The 24,158-nt window shown below is 74.1% G+C and carries 19 protein-coding genes; 10 read left to right on the top strand and 9 right to left on the bottom strand.

What is annotated here, in order from left to right:
* Positions 1-65 precede the first annotated feature (65 nt).
* Positions 66-623, bottom strand: coding sequence for a PadR family transcriptional regulator (locus ACWGH0_RS27000; protein ID WP_453406846.1), 558 nt, complete (start codon positions 621-623; stop codon positions 66-68).
* A gap of 188 nt (positions 624-811) precedes the next feature.
* On the opposite strand from ACWGH0_RS27000, the gene ACWGH0_RS26995 reads away from it, so the two are divergent.
* Positions 812-3,532, top strand: coding sequence for a SpoIIE family protein phosphatase (locus ACWGH0_RS26995; RefSeq protein WP_453406845.1), 2,721 nt, complete (start codon positions 812-814; stop codon positions 3,530-3,532).
* A 3-nt stretch (positions 3,533-3,535) separates the two neighbouring features.
* On the opposite strand, the gene ACWGH0_RS26990 is transcribed toward ACWGH0_RS26995, so the two are convergent.
* A complete protein-coding gene (locus tag ACWGH0_RS26990; RefSeq protein ID WP_453406844.1) occupies positions 3,536-5,593 on the bottom strand; it encodes a SpoIIE family protein phosphatase in 2,058 nt (685 codons plus the stop codon).
* 258 nt (positions 5,594-5,851) lie between these two features.
* Between ACWGH0_RS26990 and ACWGH0_RS26985 the strand changes: the two genes are divergently transcribed.
* On the top strand, positions 5,852-7,306 hold the full coding sequence (locus ACWGH0_RS26985) for an acyl-CoA synthetase (protein WP_453406843.1): 1,455 nt from the start codon (positions 5,852-5,854) through the stop codon (positions 7,304-7,306).
* Complete coding sequence (locus ACWGH0_RS26980; protein WP_453406842.1) at positions 7,299-8,663, top strand: carboxyl transferase domain-containing protein; 1,365 nt, start codon at positions 7,299-7,301, stop codon at positions 8,661-8,663. Before ACWGH0_RS26985 ends, ACWGH0_RS26980 begins: the two co-directional genes overlap by 8 nt.
* 40 nt (positions 8,664-8,703) lie before the next feature.
* On the opposite strand, the gene ACWGH0_RS26975 is transcribed toward ACWGH0_RS26980, so the two are convergent.
* The 3 genes from ACWGH0_RS26975 to ACWGH0_RS26965 all read right to left on the bottom strand — a co-directional run bounded on the left by ACWGH0_RS26975 (position 8,704) and on the right by ACWGH0_RS26965 (position 12,394).
* Positions 8,704-10,248 carry an SDR family oxidoreductase gene (locus tag ACWGH0_RS26975; protein ID WP_453406841.1) on the bottom strand — a complete coding sequence of 515 codons (1,545 nt, stop codon included), beginning with the start codon at positions 10,246-10,248 and terminating at the stop codon, positions 8,704-8,706.
* A 271-nt stretch (positions 10,249-10,519) separates the two neighbouring features.
* Positions 10,520-11,167 carry a transglycosylase SLT domain-containing protein gene (locus tag ACWGH0_RS26970; protein ID WP_453406840.1) on the bottom strand — a complete coding sequence of 216 codons (648 nt, stop codon included), beginning with the start codon at positions 11,165-11,167 and terminating at the stop codon, positions 10,520-10,522.
* Positions 11,168-11,623: 456 nt separating this feature from the next.
* Positions 11,624-12,394, bottom strand: coding sequence for an NPP1 family protein (locus ACWGH0_RS26965; protein ID WP_453406839.1), 771 nt, complete (start codon positions 12,392-12,394; stop codon positions 11,624-11,626).
* A gap of 405 nt (positions 12,395-12,799) precedes the next feature.
* On the opposite strand from ACWGH0_RS26965, the gene ACWGH0_RS26960 reads away from it, so the two are divergent.
* The 3 genes from ACWGH0_RS26960 (at position 12,800) to ACWGH0_RS26950 (ending at position 15,162) form a co-directional block, all read left to right on the top strand.
* Positions 12,800-13,633, top strand: a complete 834-nt coding sequence (locus ACWGH0_RS26960) for a PP2C family protein-serine/threonine phosphatase (protein ID WP_453406838.1) — start codon at positions 12,800-12,802, stop codon at positions 13,631-13,633.
* A gap of 66 nt (positions 13,634-13,699) precedes the next feature.
* A complete protein-coding gene (locus tag ACWGH0_RS26955) occupies positions 13,700-14,695 on the top strand; it encodes an MASE1 domain-containing protein (RefSeq protein ID WP_453406852.1) in 996 nt (331 codons plus the stop codon).
* Positions 14,696-14,799: 104 nt separating this feature from the next.
* A complete protein-coding gene (locus tag ACWGH0_RS26950) occupies positions 14,800-15,162 on the top strand; it encodes a tetratricopeptide repeat protein (protein ID WP_453406837.1) in 363 nt (120 codons plus the stop codon).
* A 98-nt stretch (positions 15,163-15,260) separates the two neighbouring features.
* Here ACWGH0_RS26950 and ACWGH0_RS26945 read toward each other — a convergent pair whose 3' ends face one another.
* Positions 15,261-15,782, bottom strand: coding sequence for an ATP-binding protein (locus ACWGH0_RS26945; protein ID WP_453406836.1), 522 nt, complete (start codon positions 15,780-15,782; stop codon positions 15,261-15,263).
* A gap of 290 nt (positions 15,783-16,072) precedes the next feature.
* On the opposite strand from ACWGH0_RS26945, the gene ACWGH0_RS26940 reads away from it, so the two are divergent.
* Positions 16,073-17,362 (top strand): phosphoribosyltransferase family protein, encoded by a 1,290-nt coding sequence (locus tag ACWGH0_RS26940; RefSeq protein WP_453406835.1) that lies wholly within the window; start codon positions 16,073-16,075, stop codon positions 17,360-17,362.
* Between the two features lie 117 nt (positions 17,363-17,479).
* Here ACWGH0_RS26940 and ACWGH0_RS26935 read toward each other — a convergent pair whose 3' ends face one another.
* Positions 17,480-18,607 carry a TetR/AcrR family transcriptional regulator gene (locus tag ACWGH0_RS26935; protein ID WP_453406834.1) on the bottom strand — a complete coding sequence of 376 codons (1,128 nt, stop codon included), beginning with the start codon at positions 18,605-18,607 and terminating at the stop codon, positions 17,480-17,482.
* A gap of 128 nt (positions 18,608-18,735) precedes the next feature.
* Here ACWGH0_RS26935 and clpX point away from each other — a divergent pair, with 128 nt between their 5' ends.
* The 3 genes from clpX to ACWGH0_RS26920 all read left to right on the top strand — a co-directional run bounded on the left by clpX (position 18,736) and on the right by ACWGH0_RS26920 (position 22,119).
* Complete coding sequence (clpX, locus tag ACWGH0_RS26930; RefSeq protein ID WP_453406833.1) at positions 18,736-20,052, top strand: ATP-dependent Clp protease ATP-binding subunit ClpX; 1,317 nt, start codon at positions 18,736-18,738, stop codon at positions 20,050-20,052.
* A gap of 113 nt (positions 20,053-20,165) precedes the next feature.
* Positions 20,166-21,143: a hypothetical protein gene (locus ACWGH0_RS26925; RefSeq protein WP_453406832.1), complete on the top strand. Its 978-nt coding sequence runs from the start codon at positions 20,166-20,168 to the stop codon at positions 21,141-21,143.
* A gap of 193 nt (positions 21,144-21,336) precedes the next feature.
* Positions 21,337-22,119 (top strand): VOC family protein, encoded by a 783-nt coding sequence (locus ACWGH0_RS26920; RefSeq protein ID WP_453406851.1) that lies wholly within the window; start codon positions 21,337-21,339, stop codon positions 22,117-22,119.
* A 170-nt stretch (positions 22,120-22,289) separates the two neighbouring features.
* Here the strand turns inward: ACWGH0_RS26920 and ACWGH0_RS26915 are convergent, their stop codons facing one another.
* Complete coding sequence (locus ACWGH0_RS26915; RefSeq protein WP_453406831.1) at positions 22,290-22,493, bottom strand: cold-shock protein; 204 nt, start codon at positions 22,491-22,493, stop codon at positions 22,290-22,292.
* Between the two features lie 184 nt (positions 22,494-22,677).
* Complete coding sequence (locus ACWGH0_RS26910; RefSeq protein ID WP_453406830.1) at positions 22,678-24,126, bottom strand: dihydrolipoyl dehydrogenase family protein; 1,449 nt, start codon at positions 24,124-24,126, stop codon at positions 22,678-22,680.
* Between the last annotated feature and the right edge of the window lie 32 nt (positions 24,127-24,158).

Below are 24,158 nucleotides of genomic sequence, written 5' to 3'. Positions count from 1 at the left end.
TGAGGGTGAAGGAGTGAGGGGTGCGGGTCGGGGCGGGGCGTCACGGCCGGAGGCGTACGCGTCGCTCAGCGTTCGCGGGCCAGCCGGCGGAGGGTGGCGAGGACGTCGTCGAGCCAGGCGAGCATCATCCGCTCGTACGCGATGCCGCCGCGCAGCACGACGTGCTGGAGCTCGCGCGCGGCGTCGGGCGCCCCGCCCGTCGCGGCGTCCGGGAAATCGCGCCGCTCCCCCGCGAGGTAGTGCGCGAGGCGGTCGGTGTGCGCCTGGTGGTGCCGCCGCACCTCGCTGATGAGCGCGGCCGGGTCGTCGAAGGCCGCGCCGCGGATCTTCACGGCGAGGTCGTGCCGGACGCTCTCGGGTTCGATCGGCTCGTGCAGCCACTCGGAGAGCGCGGCGCGGCCGGGCGCGGCGACGGAGTACTCCTTCTTGTCCGGCCGTGCCTGCTGCGGCACCTCGCGGACGTCGATCCAGCCGTCGCTCTCCATGCGCTTGAGCACGCGGTAGATCTGCTGGTGCGTGGCGTTCCAGAAGTAGCCGATGGACCGCTCGAACCGCCGGGCCAGTTCGTAGCCTGAGCCCGGCTTCTCCAGCAGGGAGACGAGGATCGCGTGTTCAAGCGCCATGCCTCCGATCTTTCTATGCAACTCGTTGCATAGACAAGCGGTGCGGCGCGGTTGAGACGCGGCTCACCCGCCGCGCGTGCGCACCGCGCGCCGGCCGATATGGGCAGGTCCGGGCCACCACCTAGGCGTGGGGGCCCACAGAGGGGTACAAATAAGACTGTGGTCGATCATTTCACTCCACACCGGGTGTGTCGGTGCGGTCACTGACCAGCAAGCGCCCGCGAAGCGTCGCCGGGCAGGTCTTCGTCCTCCAGGTGGCGGTCGTGCTGCTGCTCGCCGCCGGTGCCGTACTGGCACTGGTGCTCCAGTCGCGCAACGACAGCAGCCGTGAGGCGCGCAACCGGTCGATCGCGGTCGCCGAGACGTTCAGCCGCTCCCCCGGACTCCGCGAGGCGCTGAGAGCCCCGGACCCCTCCAAGATCCTCCAGCCGCTCACCGAGGAGACCCGTAAAGCTGCGGGCGTCGACTTCATCGTGGTGATGGACACCGGCGGAATCCGCTACACCCACCCCCAGCCGGACCGGATCGGCCAGCGGTTCGTCGGCACGATCGAGCCGTCCCTCGCGGGGCGGGTGCACACCGAGAGCGTGTCCGGGCCCCTGGGCCAGGAGATCCAGGCCATCGTCCCGGTGACCGCCGCCGACGGCGACGTCGTGGCGCTGGTCTCGGCCGGTCTCACGGTGCAGAACGTCACCGGTGTGGTCGAGCGGCAGCTCCCGGTCATACTCGGCGTCAGCGCGGCCGGCCTCGCCGTGGCCACCGCCGGCACGGCGCTCGTCACCCGGCGGCTGCGGCGCCAGACCCACGGGCTGGGAACCGTCGAGATGACCCGCATGTACGAACACCACGACGCGGTCCTGCACGCCGTCCGGGAGGGCGTACTGATCACCGACGGGGACGGCCGCCTGCTGCTCGCCAACGACGAGGCGAAACGGCTGCTCGGCCTGCCGCCCGACGCGGAGGGACGGCACGTCGGGCAGCTCACCCACCTCGACCAGCGGATGGCCGACCTCCTGCTGTCCGGCCGGGAGGCCACCGACGAGGTCGTCGCGGCCGGGAACCGGCTGCTGGTGGTGAACCAGCGGCCGACGAAACCGCACGGCCAGCCCGAGGGCTCCGCGGTGACCATCCGCGACTCCACCGAGATGCGCGTCCTCACCGGACGGGCCGACGCGGCCCGCCGCCGGCTGAAGCTGCTCTACGACGCAGGAGTCGGCATCGGCACCACGCTCGACGTGCGGCGGACGGCCGAGGAACTGGCGGACGTCGCCGTTCCGCGCTTCGCGGACTTCGTGACGGTCGACCTGGCGGACCAGGTGCTGCACGGCGACGAGCCGACCGGCTCGGGCGCGGACCTGCGGCGTACGGCGGTCAGCGGCATCCGGGACGACCAGCCCCTGTATGCGCGCGGCACGCTGATCGACTTCCTCCCGTCCACCCCGCAGGCCCGCGGGCTCGGCAGCGGCCAGGCCGAGCTGGTGCCCGACCTGTCCGACGCCCCCGGCTGGTTCGCCCAGGACCCGCCCGTGGCGCAGAGCATCCTGGACTACGGGATCCACTCCCTCATCACAGCGCCCCTCAAGGCGCGGGGCGTGGTCCTCGGACTGGTCAACTTCTGGCGCATGGAGAAGCCGGAGCCCTTCGACGAGGAGGACCTTTCCCTGGCCGAGGAGCTGGTCGCGCGGGCCGCGGTCAGCATCGACAACGCCCGCCGCTACACCCGCGAGCACGCCGTGGCGGTGGCGCTCCAGCGCAGCCTGCTGCCGCGCGGTCTGCCCGAGCACAGCGCCGTCGAAGTGGCGCACTACTACCTGCCCGCGCAGTCCGGAGTGGGCGGCGACTGGTTCGACGTGATCCCGCTTTCGGGCAGCCGCGTCGCGCTCGTCGTCGGCGACGTGGTCGGCCACGGGCTGCACGCCGCCGCCACCATGGGGCGGCTGCGTACGGCCGTGCACAACTTCTCGTCCCTCGACCTGCCGCCCGACGAGCTGCTGTCCCGTCTCGACGACCTCGTGCAGCGCATCGACCACAACGGCGAGGACGGCGCGGACGCCGACGACGACGGCATGCTGGGCGCCACCTGCCTGTACGCCGTGTACGACCCGGTGTCCCGGCGCTGCGTCATGGCCCGGGCGGGGCACCCGCCACCGCTGGTGGTCCACCCCGAGGGGCCGGTGGAGATCTTCGAGCTGCCGACCGGCCCGCCGCTGGGCCTGGGCGGGATGCCGTTCGAGACCGGGGAGCTGGTGCTGTCCGAGGGAAGCCAGCTGGTGCTCTACACCGACGGCCTGGTCGAGGACCGCACCCGTGACATCGACGAAGGGCTGCGGCTGCTGCGCACGGCCCTGAGCCACCATCCGGACCGGCACCCGGAGGAGAGCTGCCGGGCGATCCTCGACGTCCTGCTGCCGGCGCGTCCCCGGGACGACGTGGCGCTGCTCGTCGCCCGGACCCGGACCCTCGGACCGGACCGCGTCGCCGAGTGGAGTGTGCCGTTCACCCCGAGCGCGGTCGGTGCGATGCGGGCGGTCGTGGCGAAGAAGCTGGACGAATGGGATCTGTCGCCCCTCACGTTCGGCACGGAGCTGATCCTCAGCGAGCTGATCACCAACGCCATCCGCTACGGCTCCGCTCCGGTCCGCATGCGCCTGCTGCGCGACCGCACGCTGACCTGCGAGGTCTCCGACGGAAGCAACACGTCGCCCCATCTGCGGTACGCGGCCACCACGGACGAGGGAGGACGGGGACTGTTCCTGGTGGCGCAGCTGAGTCAGCGGTGGGGCACCCGGTACACGCCGGAGGGCAAGGTCATCTGGGCCGAGCAGGCGCTGCCGGGCGCCTCGCGGGAACCGGAGCGGGAACTCCTCGGCTTCTTCGACATCGACGACATCGACGTCGACACGCTGTGACGCTCAGGTCCGCCGGGTACGGGCCAGGAGTACGGCCACGTCGTCCACCGCCGGGCGGGGCAGGAGCTGTTCGAGGACGCTGTCGCAGAGCTCGTCCAGCGGGCGTTCGCGCCCCGCGAGGGCGCGGGCGAGTCTGCCCATGCCCTCGTCGAGGTCCCGGTCCCGGGCCTCGATGAGGCCGTCGGTGTAGAGGACCAGCAGACTGCCCGGGGGCAGCGGCACCCGCTGGGTGCGGAAGTCGCGCCCGCCGGTCCCCAGGGGCACGCCCGGCGAGCCGCCGAGGAAGGTGAGGTCCCCGCCGGCCGTGGCCACGGCCGGCGGGGGGTGTCCCGCCCGGGCGATCACGCACTCGCCGGCCACCGGGTCGTGGACGGCGTACACGCACGTCGCCATCTCGTCCTCCCCCAGGTCGGTCACCACGGCGTCGAGGGAGCGGAGCAGCTCGGCGGGGGCGATGTCGTGCCTGGCCAGGGTGCGCACGGCCGTGCGCAGTTGCCCCATGACGGCCGCCGCGTGGATTCCGTGGCCCATCACGTCGCCGATCACGAGACCGGTTCTGCCGCCGGGCAGTTCGATCACGTCGAACCAGTCGCCGCCGACGGCGTGGTCGCTCGCGGGCAGGTAGCGCCCGGTCAGTTCGAGGCCGCTCACATCGGGCAGCGCGCTGTTCGTCAGACTCCGCCGCAGGGTGAGGGCCGCCGCACGCTGACTGGTGTACATGCGCGCGTTGTCGATGTTCAGCGCGGCGCGGGCGACCAGCTCGTCGACGAGGACGCAGTCCTGTTCGTCGAACGGCTCACGGCTGCGCAGCCGCGTGACGACGACCGCGCCCAGCACTTTGCCCCGGGCGACGAGGGGGATCAGCCGCGCGGACCCGAGCGTCATGAGGTACTCGCGCAGGCTGTCGGAGTGGGGGTCGGTGATCAGCGCCGGCACGTCGGACCGGTAGAGGTCCATGGGGCGCCCGTCGGCGATGACCCGCTCGTACAGCGAGCCGAGCGGGATCCGCGAGGTCGTGCCGGGCACCAGTTGCGACGTGGGGGCCGACGGATCGGGGAAGGCTGCCGCCATCCGGCGCACCACGCCCCGGGTGGACGCGGCGGCCTCGTCCGGTTCGAGCACCTCTTCCAGCAGCTGTACGTCGGCCGAGTCCGCGAAGCGCGGCACCAGGAGCTGCACGATCTCCTCGGAGGTCCGGCGCAGGTCCAGGGTGGTGCCGATCCGGGTGCCGGCCTCGGCGAGCAGGGCGAGGCGGTGCCTGGCCCGTTCGGCCTCGATCTGCGCCTGCTGGCTCTCCGTGATGTCGATCAGGGAGGCGATCAGTCCCAGCCGCCGGCCGGCTCCGTCGAGCAGCGGGGCGTACGAGCAGGACCAGGTCCGGTCCCTGTCGGGATCGGCGGGGGTACGGCCGGTCCTGCGGGCGTCGACGACGGGCGTGCCGCGGTCCAGCACCTGGCGCATCGTCGACTCCAGTGCCGTGGCGTTCACGCCGGGCACGACCTCGGTCAGCCGCTTGCCCAGGTGCGCGGCGGCGGAGACGCCGTTCATCCGGGCGAGAGCGTCGTTGACCCGCAGGAACCGCAGGTCGGGGCCGAGGGTGGCGAGGCCGATGGGCGACTGGGTGAAGAGACTCTCCAGGGCCGCGAGGGAGTCCCGCATGCGCAGGACCTCGGAGGTCTCGACGGCGATCAGCAGAGTGCCGGGCCGGCCCTGCGGATCGGCGGCGGGGACGATCCACATCTCCATCGTCACGTCGTGGCCGTCGCGGTGGCGTACCGGCAGGGTCCCCACGACGGCTTCGCCGGCCCGGACACGCCGCGTCAGCTGATCGGCCAGCTCCCGGTTGCCGTCGGGGACCAGGAGGGGCGTGGCGGGGCGGCCCAGGACCTCCTCGGGCTGGTAGCCGAGCAGGTCGCGCGCGGCCAGCGACCACTCCACGATCCGGCCGTCCGCGTCCTCGCGCCACAACGCGATCGGCAGCAGTTCGCGCAGCACGCCCGCGTAGCCGACCGCCCCGGGCGGCTGTGCGGTCGCGTCGCCCGACGACTGGTTTGTGTCCAACGCATCGACCTAACCCCGGAAGGGCGCATTTCTCCTCAAACACCTTATCCGAGGCACAGCGCCGGGGCCTTTCCTCGGCTCCTGCGGCGCGCTTGCCCGCCGGAACGGCCGAGCCGGCGGGCCGCCGCGTGGACCGGATCCGGCCAACGGGCGACGGCCGGTCCCGGCCACGGGCCGGGTTCCGGACCCCGTACCGGCGGTACCCGGTTATCGTCGGTCGCCCGGGTCCCGGCCGCCGCACAGCGAGGAGTACGACGCGTGTCCACTCTCTTTCCGGCCCTGGCCGCAGGGTCGAACCGGCAGGCGCTGCGTTTCGGCGACCGCCGGCTGACCCATGCCGGGCTGGCCGCCGCCGCCGGCGCGGCGGCCGGCCGGCTGGCGGGCGCGGGGCGGGTCGCCGTCTGGGCCGCTCCCACCCTGGAGACCGCCGTCGGCGTCGTCGCCGCGCTGCTGGCCGGCGTGCCGGCCGTACCCCTCAACCCGAGGACCGGCGAGCGGGAGCTGAAGCACATCGTCTCCGACAGCGCGCCCTCACTGGTGCTGGCCGCCCCGGGGGACCGGCTCCCGCCGGTCCTCGAAGGACTGGAGCGGGTCGACGTCGACGTACGCGCGGACGGGGCCGGGCCCCTTCCGCCCGAGCCGCCCGCCGAGGCGCCCGCGCTCGTCGTCTACACCTCCGGCACCACCGGTCCGCCGAAGGGCGCGGTCCTGCCGCGCCGGGCGATCACGGCGAGCCTCGACGCGCTGGCCGACGCCTGGCAGTGGACCGGGGACGACGTACTGGTGCACGCCCTGCCGCTGTTCCACGTGCACGGACTGATCCTCGGCGTCCTCGGCCCGCTGCGGCGCGGGGGCGCCGTGCACCACCTCGGCCGCTTCGAGACGGACGCCCTGGCCCGCGAGCTGGGCGCGCACGGCACCATGTTCTTCGGCGTCCCGACCATGTACCACCGCATCGCCGAGGCGCTGCCCGGCGACCCGGACCTCGCGGCGGCCCTCTCCGGCGCGCGTCTGCTGGTGTCGGGGTCGGCCGCGCTGCCGGTGCACGACCACGAACGGATCGCCGCCGCGACCGGACGGCGGGTCGTCGAGCGGTACGGCATGACCGAGACCCTGATGAACACGAGCGTCCGCGCGGACGGCGAACCCAGGCCCGGCACGGTCGGGCTGCCGCTCGACGGCGTGGAGGTGCGGCTGGTCGACGAGTCGGGCGAGGAGATCACGGCGTACGACGGCGAGAGCGTCGGGGAGATCCAGGTGCGGGGGGCGAACCTGTTCACCGCGTACCTGAACCGTCCGGACGCCACGGCGGCGGCGTTCGACGGCGACTGGTTCCGCACCGGCGACATGGCGACGCGCGACCCGGACGGATACGTGCGCATCGTCGGGCGCAAGGCCACCGACCTCATCAAGAGCGGCGGGTACAAGATCGGCGCGGGCGAGATCGAGAACGCCCTCCTGGACCACCCGGGGGTCCGGGAGGCGGCGGTCACCGGTGAACCGGACGCCGACCTGGGCGAGCGGATCGTCGCCTGGATCGTGCCGTCGGACCCCGGGCGACCGCCGTCGCTCGACGAGCTGGCCCGGCACGTGACGGGCCAGCTCGCCCCGCACAAGCGGCCCCGGGCGGTCCGCGTGCTGGACGCGCTGCCGCGCAACGACATGGGAAAGATCATGAAGCGGGCGCTGCACGAGCGGGGGCCGCGTGGCTGACGTCATGACCGCCCGCGAGGCGATCGCCGCGGTCGTGGAACGCGGAAGCTTCGCCGAACTCGCCGCGGGGCCCGAGGACATGCGGCCGCAAGCGCCGCGCCGCCCCGACGGCCCGATCGGATGGCCCGGGTACGGGCGGTCGCTGGCCCGCGCCGGGGAGCGCACCGGCGAGAGCGAGTCCGTCGTCTGCGGCACCGGCTCCATCGGCGGCACGCCGGCGGTCGTCGTCTCCTTCGAGTTCGGCTTCCTCGGCGGCTCCCTCGGCGAGCGGACGGGCGACCGTCTGGAGGCGGCGTACACCGCGGCCCGTGAGCGGCGCCTGCCGCTCGTCTCCCTGATCGCCACCGGCGGCAGCCGTATGCAGGAGGGCATGGCGGCCCTGGTGCAGCTCCAGCGCGTGGCCCGGCAGTCCGCGCTGCTGCGCGCCCGTGGGGTGCCGCAGCTCGCCGTCCTGCGCGACCCGACCACCGGGGGCGGCTGGGCGACGCTCGGAGCGGGCGCCGACGTCGTCCTGGGGCTGCCCGGCGCGCAGGTCGGTTTCGCGGGGTCGAGGGTACGGCCGCCGGGCGCCGACCCGGCGGCGTACACCGCCGAGGGGCAGCTGGTCGCGGGCCAGATCGACGCGGTCGTACGCCCCGAGGACCTGCGGGACGCGCTGGCCGGGTGGCTGCGCCACCTGGGCGCGGCTCCGTGGGAGGGGCCGCCCGAGCCGCCGGGGCCGCTCGCCGGGCCGACGGGCGGCGACCGGCCCGCCACGACCGGCTGGGAGGCGGTGACCCGGGCCCGCTCCCCCCGGCGGCCGCGCGCCGACGCGTATCTCGCCGCTTACTTCGACCAGGTCCGGGAGATCGGCGGCGACCGGTGCGGGGGCACGGACCCGGGCATGCGCTGCGGTTTCGGGCTGCGTCGGGGCCGGGCCGTGGCGTACGCGGCCCAGTGCGGCACCGCGACGCTCCCGGCCGGCTTCCGCACCGCCGCCCGTCTGGTCCGCCTCGCCGGCCGGCTGGGCATCCCGGTGCTCACCCTCGTCGACACACCGGGAGCGGCGAACGACGAGGCGGCCGAACGGGCGGGCGCGGGCGCCGCCATCGCGGACCTCTTCGACGCGATGGCGACGGTTCGCGTACCGGTCACCACGCTTCTGATCGGCGAGGGCGGGTCCGGCGGTGCTCTCGCCCTGACCGCGCCCGGCAACCTCTGGGCCGCCTCCGACAGCTACTTCTCCGTGATCGCTCCGGAGGCCGCCGCGGCCATCCTCAAGCGCACCCCGGAGCAGGTCCCGGAAACGGCGGACCTGCTGCGGCTGCGGCCCCGGGACCTGGTGGAGCTCGGCATCGCGCGGGGGATCGTGAGCTGAGGGGCGTGCGGTGCCCCGGCCGCGCCGGGTCACCCCCGGCTCACGGCGTCGGCGCGGTGTGTCCGGCCCCCTGTTCGGCGGGGCGTCCGGCCGGTGTGCCGGCGGCGGCGAGGGCGATGTTGCGGGCCATGCCGCCGAAGACGACCGCGTGGAACGGCGAGACGCTCCACCAGTACGCGTGCCCGAGCAGCCCGTGGGGGTGGAACAGGGCCCGCTGCCGGTAACGGGTGCGCCCGGCCCCGTCCCGCTCCGCGTACATCTCCAGCCAGGCGAGACCCGGCAGCCGCATCTCCGCACGCAGCCGGAGCAGACGGCCCCGCTCGATCTCCTCGACCCGCCAGAAGTCCAGCGAGTCCCCCACGCGCAGCCGGTGGGCGTCGCGGCGGCCCCGCCTGAGCCCCACGCCGCCGACCAGGCGGTCCGCCCAGCCGCGCACGGCCCAGGCGAGGGGGAACGAATACCAGCCGTTCTCGCCGCCGACGCCCTCGATGACCTTCCACAGGGCCTGCGGGGTGGCGTCGACGGTCAGCTCCCGCCGGTCGGTGTAGAGGCTGCCGCCGGCCCAGTCGGGGTCGGTGGGCAGCGGGTCGCTGGGCGCGCCGGGCACCGACGCGGAGGACCAGCGGGTGGTGACCCGGGTCTCCTTCACCCGCTGGAGCGCCAGCGCGAGCGCCTTGTCGACGCCGATGGGCGAGCCCGGCGGGTCGGGGACGTACGCGGCGATGTCGTGCTCGTCGCAGACGACTTCGTGCCGCAGGGACTCGGCCAGGGGGCGGGCGATCTGCCGCGGCACCGGCGTGACCAGGCCGACCCAGTGGCTGGACAGTCCCGGCGTCAGGACGGGGACGGGCACGATGAGGCGCCGGGGCAGCCCGGCCACGGCGGCGTACCTGCGCATCATGTCGCGGTACGTGACGACGTCGGCGCCGCCGATGTCGAAGGCGCGGTTCACGTCCTCGGGCATGACGGCGCTGCCGACGAGGTAGCGCAGGACGTCGCGGACGGCGATCGGCTGGATACGGGTGCGGACCCAGCTGGGCGTGACCATGACGGGCAGGCGTTCGGTCAGGTACCGGAGCATCTCGAAGGAGGCGGACCCGGAGCCGATGATCACCGCGGCGCGCAGGACGGTCGTCGGCACGCCGGAGGCCAGCAGGATCGAGCCCACTTCGGCCCGGGAGCGCAGATGGGGCGACAGTTCGCGTTCGGGGACGCCCGACGGTGTCAGTCCGCCGAGGTAGACGATGCGCCGGACCCCGGCGGCGCGGGCCTGCTCCCCGAAGATCTCGGCGGCCCGGCGGTCGGTCCGCTCGAAATCGGCGCCGGTGCCCAGAGCGTGCACCAGGTAGTACGCGACGTCGACGCCCCGCATGGACGCGCGTACCGAGTCCTCGTCCGTGACGTCGCCGCGCACCACCTCGGCCCGTTCGGCCCAGGGGTGGTCGCGCAGTTTCTCCGGCGTACGGGCCAGGCAGCGCACCTGGTGTCCGGCGTCGAGCAGCTCGGGAACGAGCCGGCCGCCGATGTAGCCGGTGGCGCCGGTGACCAGGCACCGCAGCCCCGGGGTTCCGTTCGCTTGTGTCATGTGCGCCTCCGTCGTGACCGGCGTGCGATGCCCGGCGCCGCCGGGTCGCCGCCGATGCTCGCCGCTCCCCCTACTCAACCCCTTCCGCGCGGAGGCGGCACGCGGACGCGGCCGGGGGGCACTTTCCGATGACGGGGGCCGCCGGGGGCCCGGCCGGCTCAGGAGGTGCCGGTCACGGGCGAGTGGCCCCCTCGCCCGCGGACCGGCCGGTCGCGGACTTCGGCGGGGGCCGGCCGGCGCACGGCGGTGGCGTGCGGGTCGGCGGGGACGCTCAGTAGGCGGAGTCGACGTTGTCGATGGAGCCGTACCGGTCGGCGGCGTAGTTGGCCGCCGCGGTGATGTTGGCGACCGGGTCGGTCAGCTGCTTCGGGGTGCCCTCGACGTGGTAGGCGTCGAAGGTGGGCTGGATCACCTGGAGCAGACCCTTGGACGGCGTGCCGTTCTGCGCGTTGATGTCCCAGTTGTTGGCCGCGTCGGGGTCGCCGCCGGACTCACGCATGATGTTGCGGTGAAGGCCCTCGTAGCTGCCGGGGATGCCTTCCTCCTTCATGATGGCCAGGGCCTCACGGATCCAGCCGTCGAGGTTGTCCGGGTAGGAGGTGGCCTTCGCGGCCTTCTTCGCCTTGGCCGCCTTGGCGGCCTTCTCCGACTTCTCCGCCTTCTCGGCCTTCTCGGCCTTCTCCGCCTTCGCGATCTTCTCGGCCTTCTCGGCCTGAGTGGCGAGGGCGTCCGCCTGCGCGAAGACACCGGCCGCCGAGACCTGCGCCGACGCCGACGTGCTCTGCGCCGCCGGGGCGGTGGCGTGCGCGGGGGACGGGGCGACGGACAGGGCCACTGCCGCGGCTCCGGCTGCGCACAGCGCGGAGAGCGAGAACTTGCGGGCGGAACGGGCGGCGAGGTTCAGAGACTGAGCGGTCATACGGATGGAACTCTCCATTCGGGAGACGACAGGACAGCGCGGAGACCGGCGGCGGCGGAAGTGGAGCAGCGCGACGAGGTCTGCGACAGCCGGAGCGGGAGGCGCTCGGCGGGCCGGGAGCGATCAGCTCCCCGGGCTCGATCCATGGTTAACGGCAGTCCGCGGCGTCGGCAATGACCGGCCGTACGGCCCCGCTACGTAGCTCGGGGCCCGAGGAGGTGAACGACCCGTCCGCGGCCCGCCCGGGAGCGCTCCGGCGCCTACTACCGGGCATCGTGTGTGATCCGGGCCCTATGGGCCGACTCACAGCCGGAGCCCTCCCGGAGCGGTCCGCAGGGGGTCTCCGGGCGGCCCGGATGCGCGTCCCGCGGGTCGCGGGGGCCGCTCGCGGCCGTCCGCGTCACGCCGCGAGTACGCAGCCGGGCCGCCCGGCGAGGCGTCGAGCGGCGGGGTGGGTCAGGAGGCGTGGGGGTCGAACGGGATCCCGGCCGGCTTGGCCTTCTCCAGGTGGCGGTTGAAGTTGCCGTCCTTGAGGCCGAACACGGCGCTCCCGAAGTCGGCCTGGCTGAGCTTGTCGCGCACCCCCGCGGGATAGCCGTTCCAGCCGACCAGCTGGGGGAACTGCCACCCGCGGTAGTGGTTCTCCGGGGGCTCGTCGTTGGAGTTCGCGGGGCGGAAGCAGTGCGTGCTCAGGCCGTCCTTGTGATAGACGATCTTGGGGTGCGTACCGTCCCACCGGATCCGGTCGCGGCCGTGGATGCCGAAGCTGCCGTGCGCGGAGGTGGAGACGTACTGGGCCTGGTTGTTCTGGACCCAGACCACGACGTGCTCCCAGTCGTGGCGGTGCCCGCCGAGGCTGCTGCCCGCCACGGCCTGGTCCTTCTCGAAGTAGAGGCCGTACATGATCGCGCACCAGCCGTTGTTGCACTTGGACCGCGCGTATCCGTTGGTGTTGTCGAGGTCCCACGCGTCCCGGCACTGGCCGTTGAGGGCGCCCGACGGCTTGAGGCCGCCGTTCACCGTCCCGTCGGTGCCTATGGCGGGGGTGGGGTAGCACCCGTCCGTGTCGTAGTCGTAAGCGGGCTGGAACGTCTGTTCCAGCCCGTCCGCGTTGGCGGGGAGCGCCGGGGGCGGGGCGGCGAGAGCGCTGCCCGGAAAGGCGACGACCAGCGCCAGGGCGCCGGCCAGGGCGATCGGGATTCTGCGGATCCGCGAACTCGTCTGCACTGTGTCCTGTCCTCCTGACGGGCCGCGGCGTCCGGCACGCGGCCAAATTGACATGCCCATCACAGCCTCGCCGAACCGTGGTACGGACCGGGGCCGTTCGGGTGACGTGGCGTCAAAGGCCAGGGGAAAGAGGGGATCAGGCCCGTCCAAGCACTGCCGGGACGAAACCGCGGCGCCGCGGCGCACGACGAGCAGCGGTGCGCGGGACCGGTCGGGCGCCCCGCACCTCCGTTCCGTTCGCGCCGTTCCGGAGAACCGCCGGCGCCTTCGGCGGCGGCGTCGCGGACAGGCGGCCACGCGCTCGCTGAGCGGGAGTCGCGTCGCGGAAATACCATGGGGCGTGCCGCTGCGTGCGGTTTCCGGCAGTGGTTCGCGAGCAGGAGCCCACGATTCTCGGAGCGGTCCATGACCCGGCGTCGCCCCACGAGCGCCGACGATCTGCTGACCCGGCTCGGGCGGCTCACGGCGCAGGTTCGTACCGGCACGGAGTTGCAGCAGGCACGGGTGGAGCTGGCCGAGGCGCTCCAGCGCGAGATGCTGCCGGCCGAGCTGCCGTCCGTACCCGGACTGCGGACCGCGGCCCGCTACTCGCCCGCGCGCCACGGCCTGGACATCGGCGGCGACTGGTACGACGGCTTCGCGCTCCCCGACGGCTCGCTGGCGTTCTGCGTCGGGGACGTGCAGGGCCACGACGTGGAGGCGGCCGCCTTCATGGGCCAGGTCCGGATCGGCCTGCGCGCGGTGGCCGTGGCCGCCGCGGACCCCGGCGAGGTGCTCCGCCGGGCCAACGAGCTGCTGGTGTCGGTGGACAGCAGCCTCTTCGCGACCTGTACGTTCCTGCGCTTCGATCCGGCCACCCAGGAGCTCGCGAGCGCCCGCGCGGGCCATGTGCCCACGGTGTGGGCCTCGGCCGACGGCCGGTGCGGCATCGCCGAGGACGAGGGCGGACTGCCGCTCGGCCTGATGCCGGCCGAGGAGTACCCCGTCGTCCGCCGCCGGCTGACGCAGCCGGGGTCCTACGTCCTGGTGACGGACGGAGTGGTCGAGGGGCCGTCGTTCCCGATAGAGGACGGACTGGAGCAGGTCGCGGCGCTGGTCGCGGCGGGATGCGGCGGCGATCCGGACGTTCTGGCCGCCGAGGTGATGAAGGTGGCGGACTCCACCGGCCACGCGGACGACGCCGCCGTGCTCGTCCTGACCTACGACGGCCCCGCGCCGTCGGCGGAGCGGCCCGGCTGAGGCAAGCGGCCCCGCGGGGGCGTGTCACGGCCCGCGCCGGGCCGGGGGCGTTGTCTGATGGCTGGTGTGATGCGCACCGAGGAGATCCGACGCGTGTCCGGGACCGTTCTTCGGACACTCGGCGTGGCCGGCGCCTATTTCGCGGGCGGGCAGATCGGTCTGCTGGAGCAGGTGACCGTCGAGGGCTCGGTCGTCACGCCCCTGTGGCCCCCTACCGGCATCGCCCTCAGCTCCCTTCTGTACATGGGGCTGCGGGTCTGGCCGGGGATCGCGCTCGGCACCCTCCTCGTCGTGCTGTCGATCACCTCGTTCCGCCCGGCCGAGCTGGGCATCATGGCGGGCAACACGCTGGCTCCGGTGTGCGCGTACCTGATGCTGCGCCGCGTGGGCTACCACGTCGAGCTGAACCGGCTGCGGGACGGAGTGGCGCTGGTCTTCCTCGGGGCCCTGGGCGGGATGCTGATCAGCGCCACCGTGGGCTCGGGCGTCCTGTTCCTCAGCGGCAATCTGCCCCTCGCCAACTTCTGGCCCGTGTGGGCCGCGTGGTGGGCCGGGGACGCCATGGGCGTGCTGGTGGTGACACCGCTGCTGGTCGTCCTGCGGCGGTTCCGGATGCCGGGCGACACCTCGCGGTGGCCGGAGGCCCTGGCCCTGACGGTCACGGCCGCGGTGGTCGCCTCCCTGGCCACCAGGAGCGAGATGTCGCTGCTCTTCCTCCTCTTCCCGCTGCTCATCTGGGCCGCCCTGCGTTTCCGGCTCGCCGGGAGCGGGCCGTGCGCCGTGTTCGTGTCCGTACTGGCGATCTCGGCGGCGATCGACAAGGCCGGACCGTTCGCGGACCACAGCCTCTTCGAGGTCATGCTGACCCTTCAGGCGCTCAACGGTTCGGTGGCGCTCACCGCGCTGCTGCTGGCGGCGATCATCACCGAGCAGCAGAACGTCCGCCGGAAGATCGAGCTGGCCTGCCACGACCTGGCCGAAGTGGTGGAGCGCCTCGCGCCGGGGGAAGCGGCGCACCGGCTGGGTTCCGGCCTCGGCGAGGGCCGCCGACCCGCCGACTGACACCGCGTCGGCACCGGCCCCACACTGATGGAATGTTCAACCAACACCGGTGGTTGAGGCTGTCGCACGGCCCCCGTCCGGGGGCGCCGACAGGAGGGTCCGCGATGACCGCGAGGACGAATCTCAACGACGTCTACTACAGCCACGGCACCCCCGCCGAACGCTGGGCGCGGGCACGGTTCTTCTTCGAAGCCAAGGAGTACGACAAGGCCGCCCGCGTCCTCACCGGCCTGGTCGGCGAGGTCCCCGAGCAGCTCGCCCCGCGCCTGCTGCTCGCCCGCTCGTACTACCACTCCGCCCAGCTGGGCAAGGCGGAGACCGAACTGCGCTCCATCGTGGAGCGCAGCCCGGTCGAGTCCTACGCCCAGCTGATGCTGGGCCGCACATTGGAGCGGCAGGGCCGGGGCGACGAGGCGGTCCCGCACCTGCGGCTGGCCGCCGCGCTGTCCGGGGACTTCCCCGACTGACCGCGCCGCCCCGGTGAGTCCGCGACCGCCGCGCCGCCCCAAGACCTCCCGGTCGGTACCCGGGAGGTCTCGGGGCGGCTGCCGCCGCGCCTTCCCGGCTAGACCAGCGCGGGAACCGCGACGGAGGCGGGGGCCGGTGCGGCGGACGGAGCCGGGGCGGGCGCGGGAACGGGCTCCGGCTGCCCCTTGGCGTCGCCCACGCCCGGCACGGGCGGGCACGGCACCAGCGGGCTGTTGTGCGCGTCGGCGACCCGCCGGGTGAACCACACGACTTTGCCGTCGGCGGTGCCGCAGGTCCCCCAGCTGTCGCACAGTCGCGCGACAGCGGCGAGGCCGCCCCCGCCGGCGGAGGCCAGGCGCGGCATCGGGGGGCCGTTGTCGGCCACCGACGCCGTGAGATGCCTGCCGGTCCAGCGCAGTTCGACCACGCACCGGTTGTCGTCGCCGACATGGCGGTGGACATTGGTCAGAAGTTCCTCGACACCCCTGCACACCGGCTGGATGTGCAGCTCGAGATTCCAGTGCCGCAGGTGAGCGGCAACGATGCGCCGGATCTGCGAGACGCGCTCCGCCGATACGTGCAGTTCGACCGCGTAAGACCGGTCGCTGGGAAGTGTCATGGCCGTGGCTCCTTACCGCGAGGCCCACATGCTTCACCTCGTTGCAGCAACGACCCCCGAACACGAAGAGTGAGCGATAGTCACCAGTGGGTCAGGGACAATCGTGGCTCCCGGACGAGCGAACCGCAACCGGTGCGGCTCCGGGCCCGGGCGTCGCGGCTGGTCCGTATGCCGTACAGCGGTTACGCCGACTGCGTCGGGCCGCCGACTTGCGCGGCGGCGGACGATGCGGTTGGTTCGAAGAAGGTGTGGACGTGGTTTCTGTCTCCCCTGGTTGGGGGTGAACCACCGTGCTGTTCACCGATCGCGCCGACGCGGGACAGCGGCTGGCCGTGGCCCTGCGACACCTCGCATCCGAAGAACCCGTCGTCCTGGGCCTGCCCCGAGGCGGGGTCCCGGTCGCCTACGAGGTGGCACGGGCACTGGGCTGCCCCCTCGACGTCGTCGTCGTACGCAAACTCGGCGTGCCGTACCACCGGGAGCTGGGGTTCGGCGCCATCGGGGAGGGCGGGGCGCGGGTCATCAGCGACGACATCGTCCGCCGCAGCGGGGTCGGTCCGGACGAGGTCGCCGCGGTCGAACGGGAGGAGCACGCGGAACTCGACAGACGGGCGCTGCGGTTCCGCGGCGACCGGCCGCGGGTGCCGCTTGCGGGGCGGACCGTCGTCGTGATCGACGACGGAATCGCCACCGGGGCCACGGCGGCCGCCGCCTGCGAGGTCGTACGGGCGCAGGGCGCGGCCCGCGTGGTGCTCGCGGTTCCGGTGGCGGCGCCCGACGCCGTGGCGCGGCTGAGCGCTCAGGTGGACGACGTCGTGTGCCTGTCCGCGCCCGCCGTGTTCCGGGCCGTCGGCGAGTGGTACGAGAACTTCACGCAGACCCCGGACGAGGAGGTCGTCGCCCTGCTGGCGCGGGCCGCCGCCCGGCCGGGGCGCACCCCGACGGCCGCCGCCGAGGAGGTCGAGGTGGACGCCGGAGGCGTCCGGCTCGCCGGCGACCTCACCCTGCCCGCCGGTGCGCGCGGTGTCGTCGTGTTCGCCCACGGCTCGGGCAGCAGCCGCCGCAGTCCGCGCAACAGGTCGGTGGCGACGGCCCTCGACGGGGCCGGCTTCGGCACCCTGCTCTTCGACCTGCTCACCCCGGCGGAGGAGACCCACCGGGCGAACGTCTTCGACATCGACACCCTGGCCGCGCGGCTCCTGGACGCCACCCGCTGGCTGCGTGCGCGCACCTCCGTGCCACTCGGCTACTTCGGCGCGAGCACCGGAGCCGCGGCGGCACTGCGGGCCGCCGCGTCCGCCGGCCCCGAGGTCGGCGCCGTCGTCTCGCGCGGCGGCCGGCCCGACCTGGCCCGGCCGCGGCTCGGCGACGTACGCGCGCCCACCCTGCTCGTCGTGGGCGGGCGGGACTCGCTGGTGCTGGACCTCAACCGGCGGGCGCAGGCGGAGCTGCGCTGCGAGAACCGCCTGGAGGTCGTCGAGGGCGCCACGCACCTCTTCGAGGAACCGGGCGCGCTGGAACGGGTCTCCGAACTGGCCCGCACCTGGTTCACCACCCACTTGGGCGGGCCCGGCAGCTGACCGTCCGGCAGAGCGCGGCGGGGGCGGTGCAGGACGAGTGCCGCGCGGGTCCGGCTCCGGGCGTCCGGGGCGCCCCTGCCCGGCGCGCCGGAGTCCGGCGTTACCGGCCCGGCCGCCTCACCGGCGGCGCCGGTCCGATCCGGCCGTGGTCGCGGGCCCGCCGTACTCGGCCGAGGCCGCCGCGTGGCACGCGCCGCGGCCGTCGGCGCGGGCGACGATCCGGCCCGCCACGACCCGCACCGCCGCTTCGGTGCCGTCGCTCACGGCCGGTATGCCGGCCGCTCCCGCGAGGGCGCCGGACGCGTCGTACACCACCTGGAGTCGCGGCCACGCCGACGGCGGGAACGACCGGCGCAGGCCGCCGCAGAGCCCGGCGACGGCCAGGCGTGCCAGCGGCAGCAGTTCGGCCGGTTCGCCGGTGACCAGGACCGCGGTGACCGTGGCGCCGGGCGGGGCCGCCCGTACGGCTTCCTCGGCGGCTTCCAGCCGGTGCAGGCCGAGCACCGCCACCACGCCGTCGCCCGCCAGACGCGCCGGGCCGCCCCGCACGGCGTCGGGCAGGGACGGCGGGGACCAGGGCTCGTCGACGGGGCGGGCCTGCGGGACGTACGGCAGGTGCGGAGGGGGCCAGACGTCGTCGAGGTCGAGGCCCGCCAGCCGTTCGCAGGCCCGTACGACGCTGAACGGGTCGATGAAGCCCGGTGCGGCGTCCGCCATCTGGCTGGCGCCGTGCAGGGTCGTGAGAACGGCCTCCGCCCTGCGCACCAGGCGGGCCGGCGGCGTCGCGGCCGGCCGCAACTCCTCGAGGGCAAGACCCAGGAGGATCGCGTCGAGCTTCATGAGCTGCGCGAACGGCCGGCGCACCCGCTCTTCGGCGAGGACCTCCGCCATCAGGTGTCTCTCCAGGCGGGGCACTCCGTGGCGCCCGCCCGCGTCGGCTTCGACGAGCGGCAGCCCGGCCACCCAGGCGCGGGCGAGCGCGCCGAGGGCCTCCCGGCCGGTACGACCGGGTTGGGCATGCGGCGGGGCGGGTACGCGCTCGGCCAGATCGGCCAGTACGGCGAAGTACAGCGCCCGCTTGCCGGGGAAGTTGGAGTACACCGCGCCGCGGGTCAGTCCGGCACGCTCGGCGATGGCGTCCACTTTCGCGCCCGGGAACCCGCGTTCGGTGAACTCGCTCCTGGCCGCTTCGAGCACCCTGGCGCGGTTGTGCTCCTGGAGCTCCGCCCTGCTGAGCCGGCCCATGGTCCTCACTTGCCTGCGCGTTGCCGTCCGTGTCGGTTCAAGATACCGTCGGCATCCAGATGGTGACGTCATATGGTGGTGCCATTCGAAGTGTCTTGAGGGCTTGCGGCGAGTGAGGACGTTTCCGGGTGGCACGGATCGGTGACAGCAGCGACCTGCTGAAGTGCACGTTCTGCGGGAAGAGCCAGAAGCAGGTGGAGAGACTCGTCGCGGGCCCGGCCGGCGTCTGCATCTGCAACGAGTGCGTCGGGCTGTGCAACGAGCTGATCGCGGAGGAGCCGGACGGGGCGGACGGCGACGGGCTCCGCAGGCCGCCGGCGCCGCGGGAGATCCACGCCTTCCTCGACCAGTACGTCATCGGGCAGGACGACGCCAAGAAGACGCTCGCGGTCGCGGTCCACAACCACTACAAGCGCGTCGGCGCGGTCGCCGGGCGGCGCGGGACCCGGGGCGGGCCGCCCGGTCCGGGCGGGCGCGAGGACGTGGAACTCGGCAAGTCCAACGTCCTGCTGCTCGGCCCGACCGGCTGCGGCAAGACGTATCTCGTCCAGACCCTCGCCCGGATGCTGGACGTCCCCTTCGCGACCGCCGACGCGACGGCCCTGACGGAGGCCGGGTACGTCGGCGAGGACGTGGAGAACATCCTGCTCAAGCTGGTCCAGGCGGCCGACTTCGACGTACGCAAGGCCGAGACCGGGATCATCTACATCGACGAGATCGACAAGATCGCCCGGAGGGGTGAGAACGCGTCGGCCGCTCGCGACGTCAGCGGTGAGGGCGTGCAGCAGGCGCTGCTGAAGATCCTGGAGGGCACGACCGCGAGCGTGCCGCCGCAGGGCGGGCGCAAGCATCCGCAGCAGGAGTTCGTCACCTTCGACACGACCCACGTGCTCTTCATCGTGGGCGGGGCGTTCGACGGGCTGGAGCGGATCGTGGAGCAGCGGGCCGGCCACCGGGGCATCGGATTCGGCGCCCCCGCGCCGGCCGCCGGCGCGGACCGGGACGCACTGGGCCCTCTCGCCCGCGTCACGCCCCAGGACCTGCTGAAGTTCGGGCTCATCCCGGAGATCGTGGGCCGGCTGCCGGTGATCTCGTCCGTGAGCCCGCTCGACCGCGCCGCGCTGGTGCGGATCCTCACGGAGCCGCGCAACGCGCTGGTCGAGCAGTACCGGCGGCTGTTCGAGATGGACGGCGTCGAGCTGGAGTTCACGCCGGAGGCGCTGGACGCGATCGCCGACCGGGCGCTGCTGCGCCGTACGGGCGCAAGGGCGGCCCGCGCGATCCTCGAGGAGCTGCTGCTGAACGTCATGTACGAGGTGCCCGGCCGGGACGACGTGGGGCGCGTCGTGATCGACCGCGACACCGTGCTCGGCAACGTCGCCCCGGCGCTCGTGCCCCGCGCGGAGCCGGGCGGAGAGGCGGGGCGCCGGGACCGGACCGCCTGACGTTCCCCCGGCGCGGGTGAGCCGGCCTTCGCACTTGACTTGATACCCCCTGGGGGTATGTTGGGGGCATCGGCCGCGACATCGGCAGCGGCTCGTACCTCCAGGGGAGCGTCATGAACACCGGACTGAAGATCACAGCTTTCGCCGCGGCGGCGGCCACGACGTTCGGAGCGGCGTACGGCGTGGGCAAGGGCGTCGGCCCCGTCGTGGCGGACGAGCGGCCGGCCGGCCACGGCGGGCACGGGGCGGCGCGGGAGGGGAAGCCGGCCGAAGGCGGCGGGCACGCGGAACACGGCGGCAAGACAGCGGCCGCCGGGGGCCTCCAGATCTCCGAGGGCGGCTACACCCTGGCACTGGAGACGTCCCGGGTCCCGGCCGGCGAGCGCGCCCGGCTCCGCTTCTCCATCCAGGACGAGAACGGCCGCAAGGTCACCGCGTTCGAGCGCGAACACGGGAAGGAGCTGCACTTCGTCGTCGCCTCGCGCGACCTGACGGTCTACCGGCACCTCCACCCGACCCGCGCCGCCGACGGCACCTGGACCACGTCCGCCGAGCTGCCCGCGGCCGGCGGCTACCGGGCCTTCGCCGACTTCAAGCCCGCCCGGAAGGGCGCCGAGGCGCTGACGCTCGGCGCCGACCTGGCCGTCTCGGGCGCGTACCGGCCCGCCCGCGTCCCGGCTCCCGCCGCCACCGCGAGGGTCGACGGGTACGACGTGACCCTCACCGGCGGGCTGAGCTCCGGGCGCAGCGGCGAGCTCCGGCTGAACGTGGCGAAGAACGGGCGGCCGGTCACCGACCTCCAGCCCTACCTCGGCGCCTACGGTCACCTCGTCGCCCTGCGCTCGGGCGACCTGGCCTACCTCCACGTGCACCCCAACGGCGAGCCGGGCGACGGCGCCACCGAGCCCGGCCCCGAGGTGTCCTTCACCACCACCGCGCCGAGTCCCGGCACGTACCGCCTCTTCCTCGACTTCCGGCACGACGGCAAGGTGCGCACCGCCGCCTTCACGGTCGAGGCGGGGAAGGCGGCGGGCACCTCCGGGCCGCCTGCCGACCGGCACGCGGGCGAGGAGCCCGGCCACCGGCACTGACGGGCCGTCAGCCGCCGCGCGGGCATGCGTTTCCGGTACGCCGCCGCGCTGGTCCATGAGGATGAACCGGGTCTGCGCCACCGTGACGGCCCATGCCCGCACGGACGCGATCGGCAAGGCTGGCAGGTGCTCCGCCGGCCACCCGCGCGGCATCCTCCAGCGGCACACCTCCAGAGAGGCAGGGCGTACCACCATGCTGAGCACCGACTTCGTCACCGGGTCCCCCAACTGGCTCGACCTCGGCAGTCCGGACACCGGGGCCGCCGCCGCCTTCTACGGAAGCGTCCTCGGCTGGGACTTCCTGTCGGCGGGCCCCGAGGCGGGCGGTTACGGGTTCTTCCAGCTGGAGGGCAGAACGGTCGCCGCGCTCGGGCCGCTGACGGAGGAGGGCGCGAGTTCCGCCTGGACGGTGTACTTCCAGTCGCCCGACGCCGACGCCACGGTGAAGGCCGCCGGGCAGGGCGGCGGCACCGTGCGCGTCGAGGCGTTCGACGTCATGAACGCCGGACGGATGGCGGCGCTCACCGACCCGGGCGGCGCTGAGTTCGCCGTATGGCAGCCGACCGAGACGAAGGGGCTGGAGAAGACCTCCGAGACGGGCACGCTGTGCTGGGCGGAGCTGCACACCGGCGATCCGGCGGCGGCGCTGCGCTTCTACGGCGCGCTGTTCGGCTGGCGGTCGCAGGACATGGACGCGCCGGGCATGACGTACACGGTGCTCTCCACCGCCGAGGGCGACCAGCAGGACGCCTCGTTCGGCGGGGTCGCCGCGCTCCGGGAAGCCTCCGAGCAGCCGCGCTGGATCCCGTACTTCGCCGTGGAGGACACCGACGAGGTCGTCGCGCGGACGCAGGGGAACGGCGGGTCGGTCGTGATGCCCGCCGCCGAGATCCCGGACGTCGGCCGGCTGGCCTGGCTCGCGGACCCCTTCGGCGCGACGTTCGCCGTGCTCAGGCCCACGCCGCCCGGGACGTGACCGCCGCCGGGAACTGACCGCCGGCCCGGGCCCCGGGCCGGCTCCGACCGCGCCAGCGGCCCGGGGCGGCGGCCCGCCCCGAGGTACGCCGCCCGCCCCGGGGAGGGGCGGGGGCGGCAGGGCACCCGGCTCCGGCTCTCAGGCGCGGGGCCGGGCGGCCCGGCGGGGCACTACCTGAGGGTGACGTTCTCCGCCTGCGGGCCCTTCGGGCCCTGGGTGACGTCGAATTGGACCTTGTCGTCCTCGTGGAGCTCCTTGAAGCCCTGCGTCTGGATGGCGGAGAAGTGGACGAACACGTCCGGGCCGCCCTCGTCCTGCTGGATGAACCCGAAGCCCTTGTCCGCGTTGAACCACTTCACAGTGCCTGTTGCCATCAGTTCGATCCTTTGTTCCGTACCACGGCCCGGCCATCGCCGCGCCGGCCGCAGCCGTATCGCAACTGCGGCTCCTGCACCTTGCCATCCCGACCCGGCTTGTGAATCGTCCTGTTTTCCGTGTCGGTGGAACTCCGCCCGACTCGCCGGGGCGCTCGCCCGGATTCGGCGGGCGCGAGCCCGCTCAGCCCCGGTACGCCTCCAGGAGGCGCAGCCACACCTCGCTGATCGTCGGGTAGGCCGGGACCGCGTGCCACAGGCGGGCGATCGGGACCTCGCCGGCCACCGCCACGGTGGCGGAGTGCAGCAGTTCGGCGACGCCCGGGCCCACGAAGGTGGCGCCGAGAACGGTCTCGCGGTCCAGGTCGACGACCATGCGGGCGCGGCCCCGGTAGCCGTCGGCGTACAGGCCGGCGCCCGAGACGGACGCCATGTCGTAGTCGACCGCCCGCACCCGGCGTCCCGCCGCCTCGGCCTCCGCGAGGGTGAGGCCGACCGCCGCGGCCTCCGGGTCGGTGAAGACCACCTGGGGTACGGCGGCGTGGTCGGCGGTGGCGGAGTGGGCGCCCCAGGGGGCCGTGTCCAGGGGCTCGCCGTGCGCCCTGACCGCGATGGCCGCGCCCGCGACGCGCGCCTGGTACTTGCCCTCGTGGGTCATCAGCGCCCGGTGGTTGACGTCGCCCACGGCGTACAGCCAGTCGTTGCCCTCCACGCGGCAGCTCTCGTCGACCTTCAGCCAGGAGCCGGGCTCGATGCCGACCGTGTCGAGGCCGACGTCGTCGGTGCGCGGGGCGCGGCCGGTGGCGAACAGGACCTCGTCGGCCTCGATCCGCTCGCCCGTGCCGAGGACGACGGTGACCGGGCCGTCGCCGCCCTCGGCGCGCTCCAGCGCGGCGACGGAGGTTCCGGTGCGTACGGTGGCGCCGGCCTCCGCGAGGGCCTCGGCGACCAGCTCGCCCGCGAACGGCTCCATCCTGGCGAGCAGCCCCTCTCCGCGTACGAGCAGGGTGACCCGGGAGCCGAGCGCCTGCCAGGCCGTGGCCATCTCCACGGCGACCACTCCCCCGCCGACGACGACGAGGCGGCCGGGCGCCTTGCCCGCGCTGGTCGCCTCCCGGCTGGTCCAGGGGTTCGCCCCCGCGACGCCGGGCAGGTCGGGCACGACGGCGCGGCTGCCGGTGCACAGGGCCACCGCGTGCCGCGCCGTCAGGGTGCGGCGCTCGCCCGACGGGGCCTCGACGGTGACCCGCCGGGGGCCGTCGAGCCGGCCCCGGCCCCGGTGGATGTCCACGCCGATCGACTCCAGCCAGCCGGCCTGGCCGTCGTCCTTCCATTCGGACACGTAGTAGTCGCGGTGCGCCAGGACCTCGGACACGTCGAGCGGCCCCTGCACCGACGCGCGCAGTCCGGGCACGCGGCGCGCGTCGGCGCGCGCGGTCACCGGGCGGAGCAGGGCCTTGCTGGGCATGCAGGCCCAGTACGAGCACTCGCCGCCGATGAGTTCGTTCTCGACCACCGCCGTCGTCAGCCCGGCCGCCCTGGCGCGGTCCGCGACGTTCTCGCCGACGGGCCCGGCCCCGACCACCACGACGTCGTACTCCGCCGGTGCCGCCGCATCCACTGAATTCGTCATACGGGCAGTCTGGTCGGGGGTGTGCGCCGTGG

Source organism: Streptomyces sp. NPDC054887, assembly GCF_053610585.1.
The sequence above is the reverse complement of the archived record's forward strand: the minus strand, read 5'-3'. Positions and strand labels throughout refer to the sequence as shown.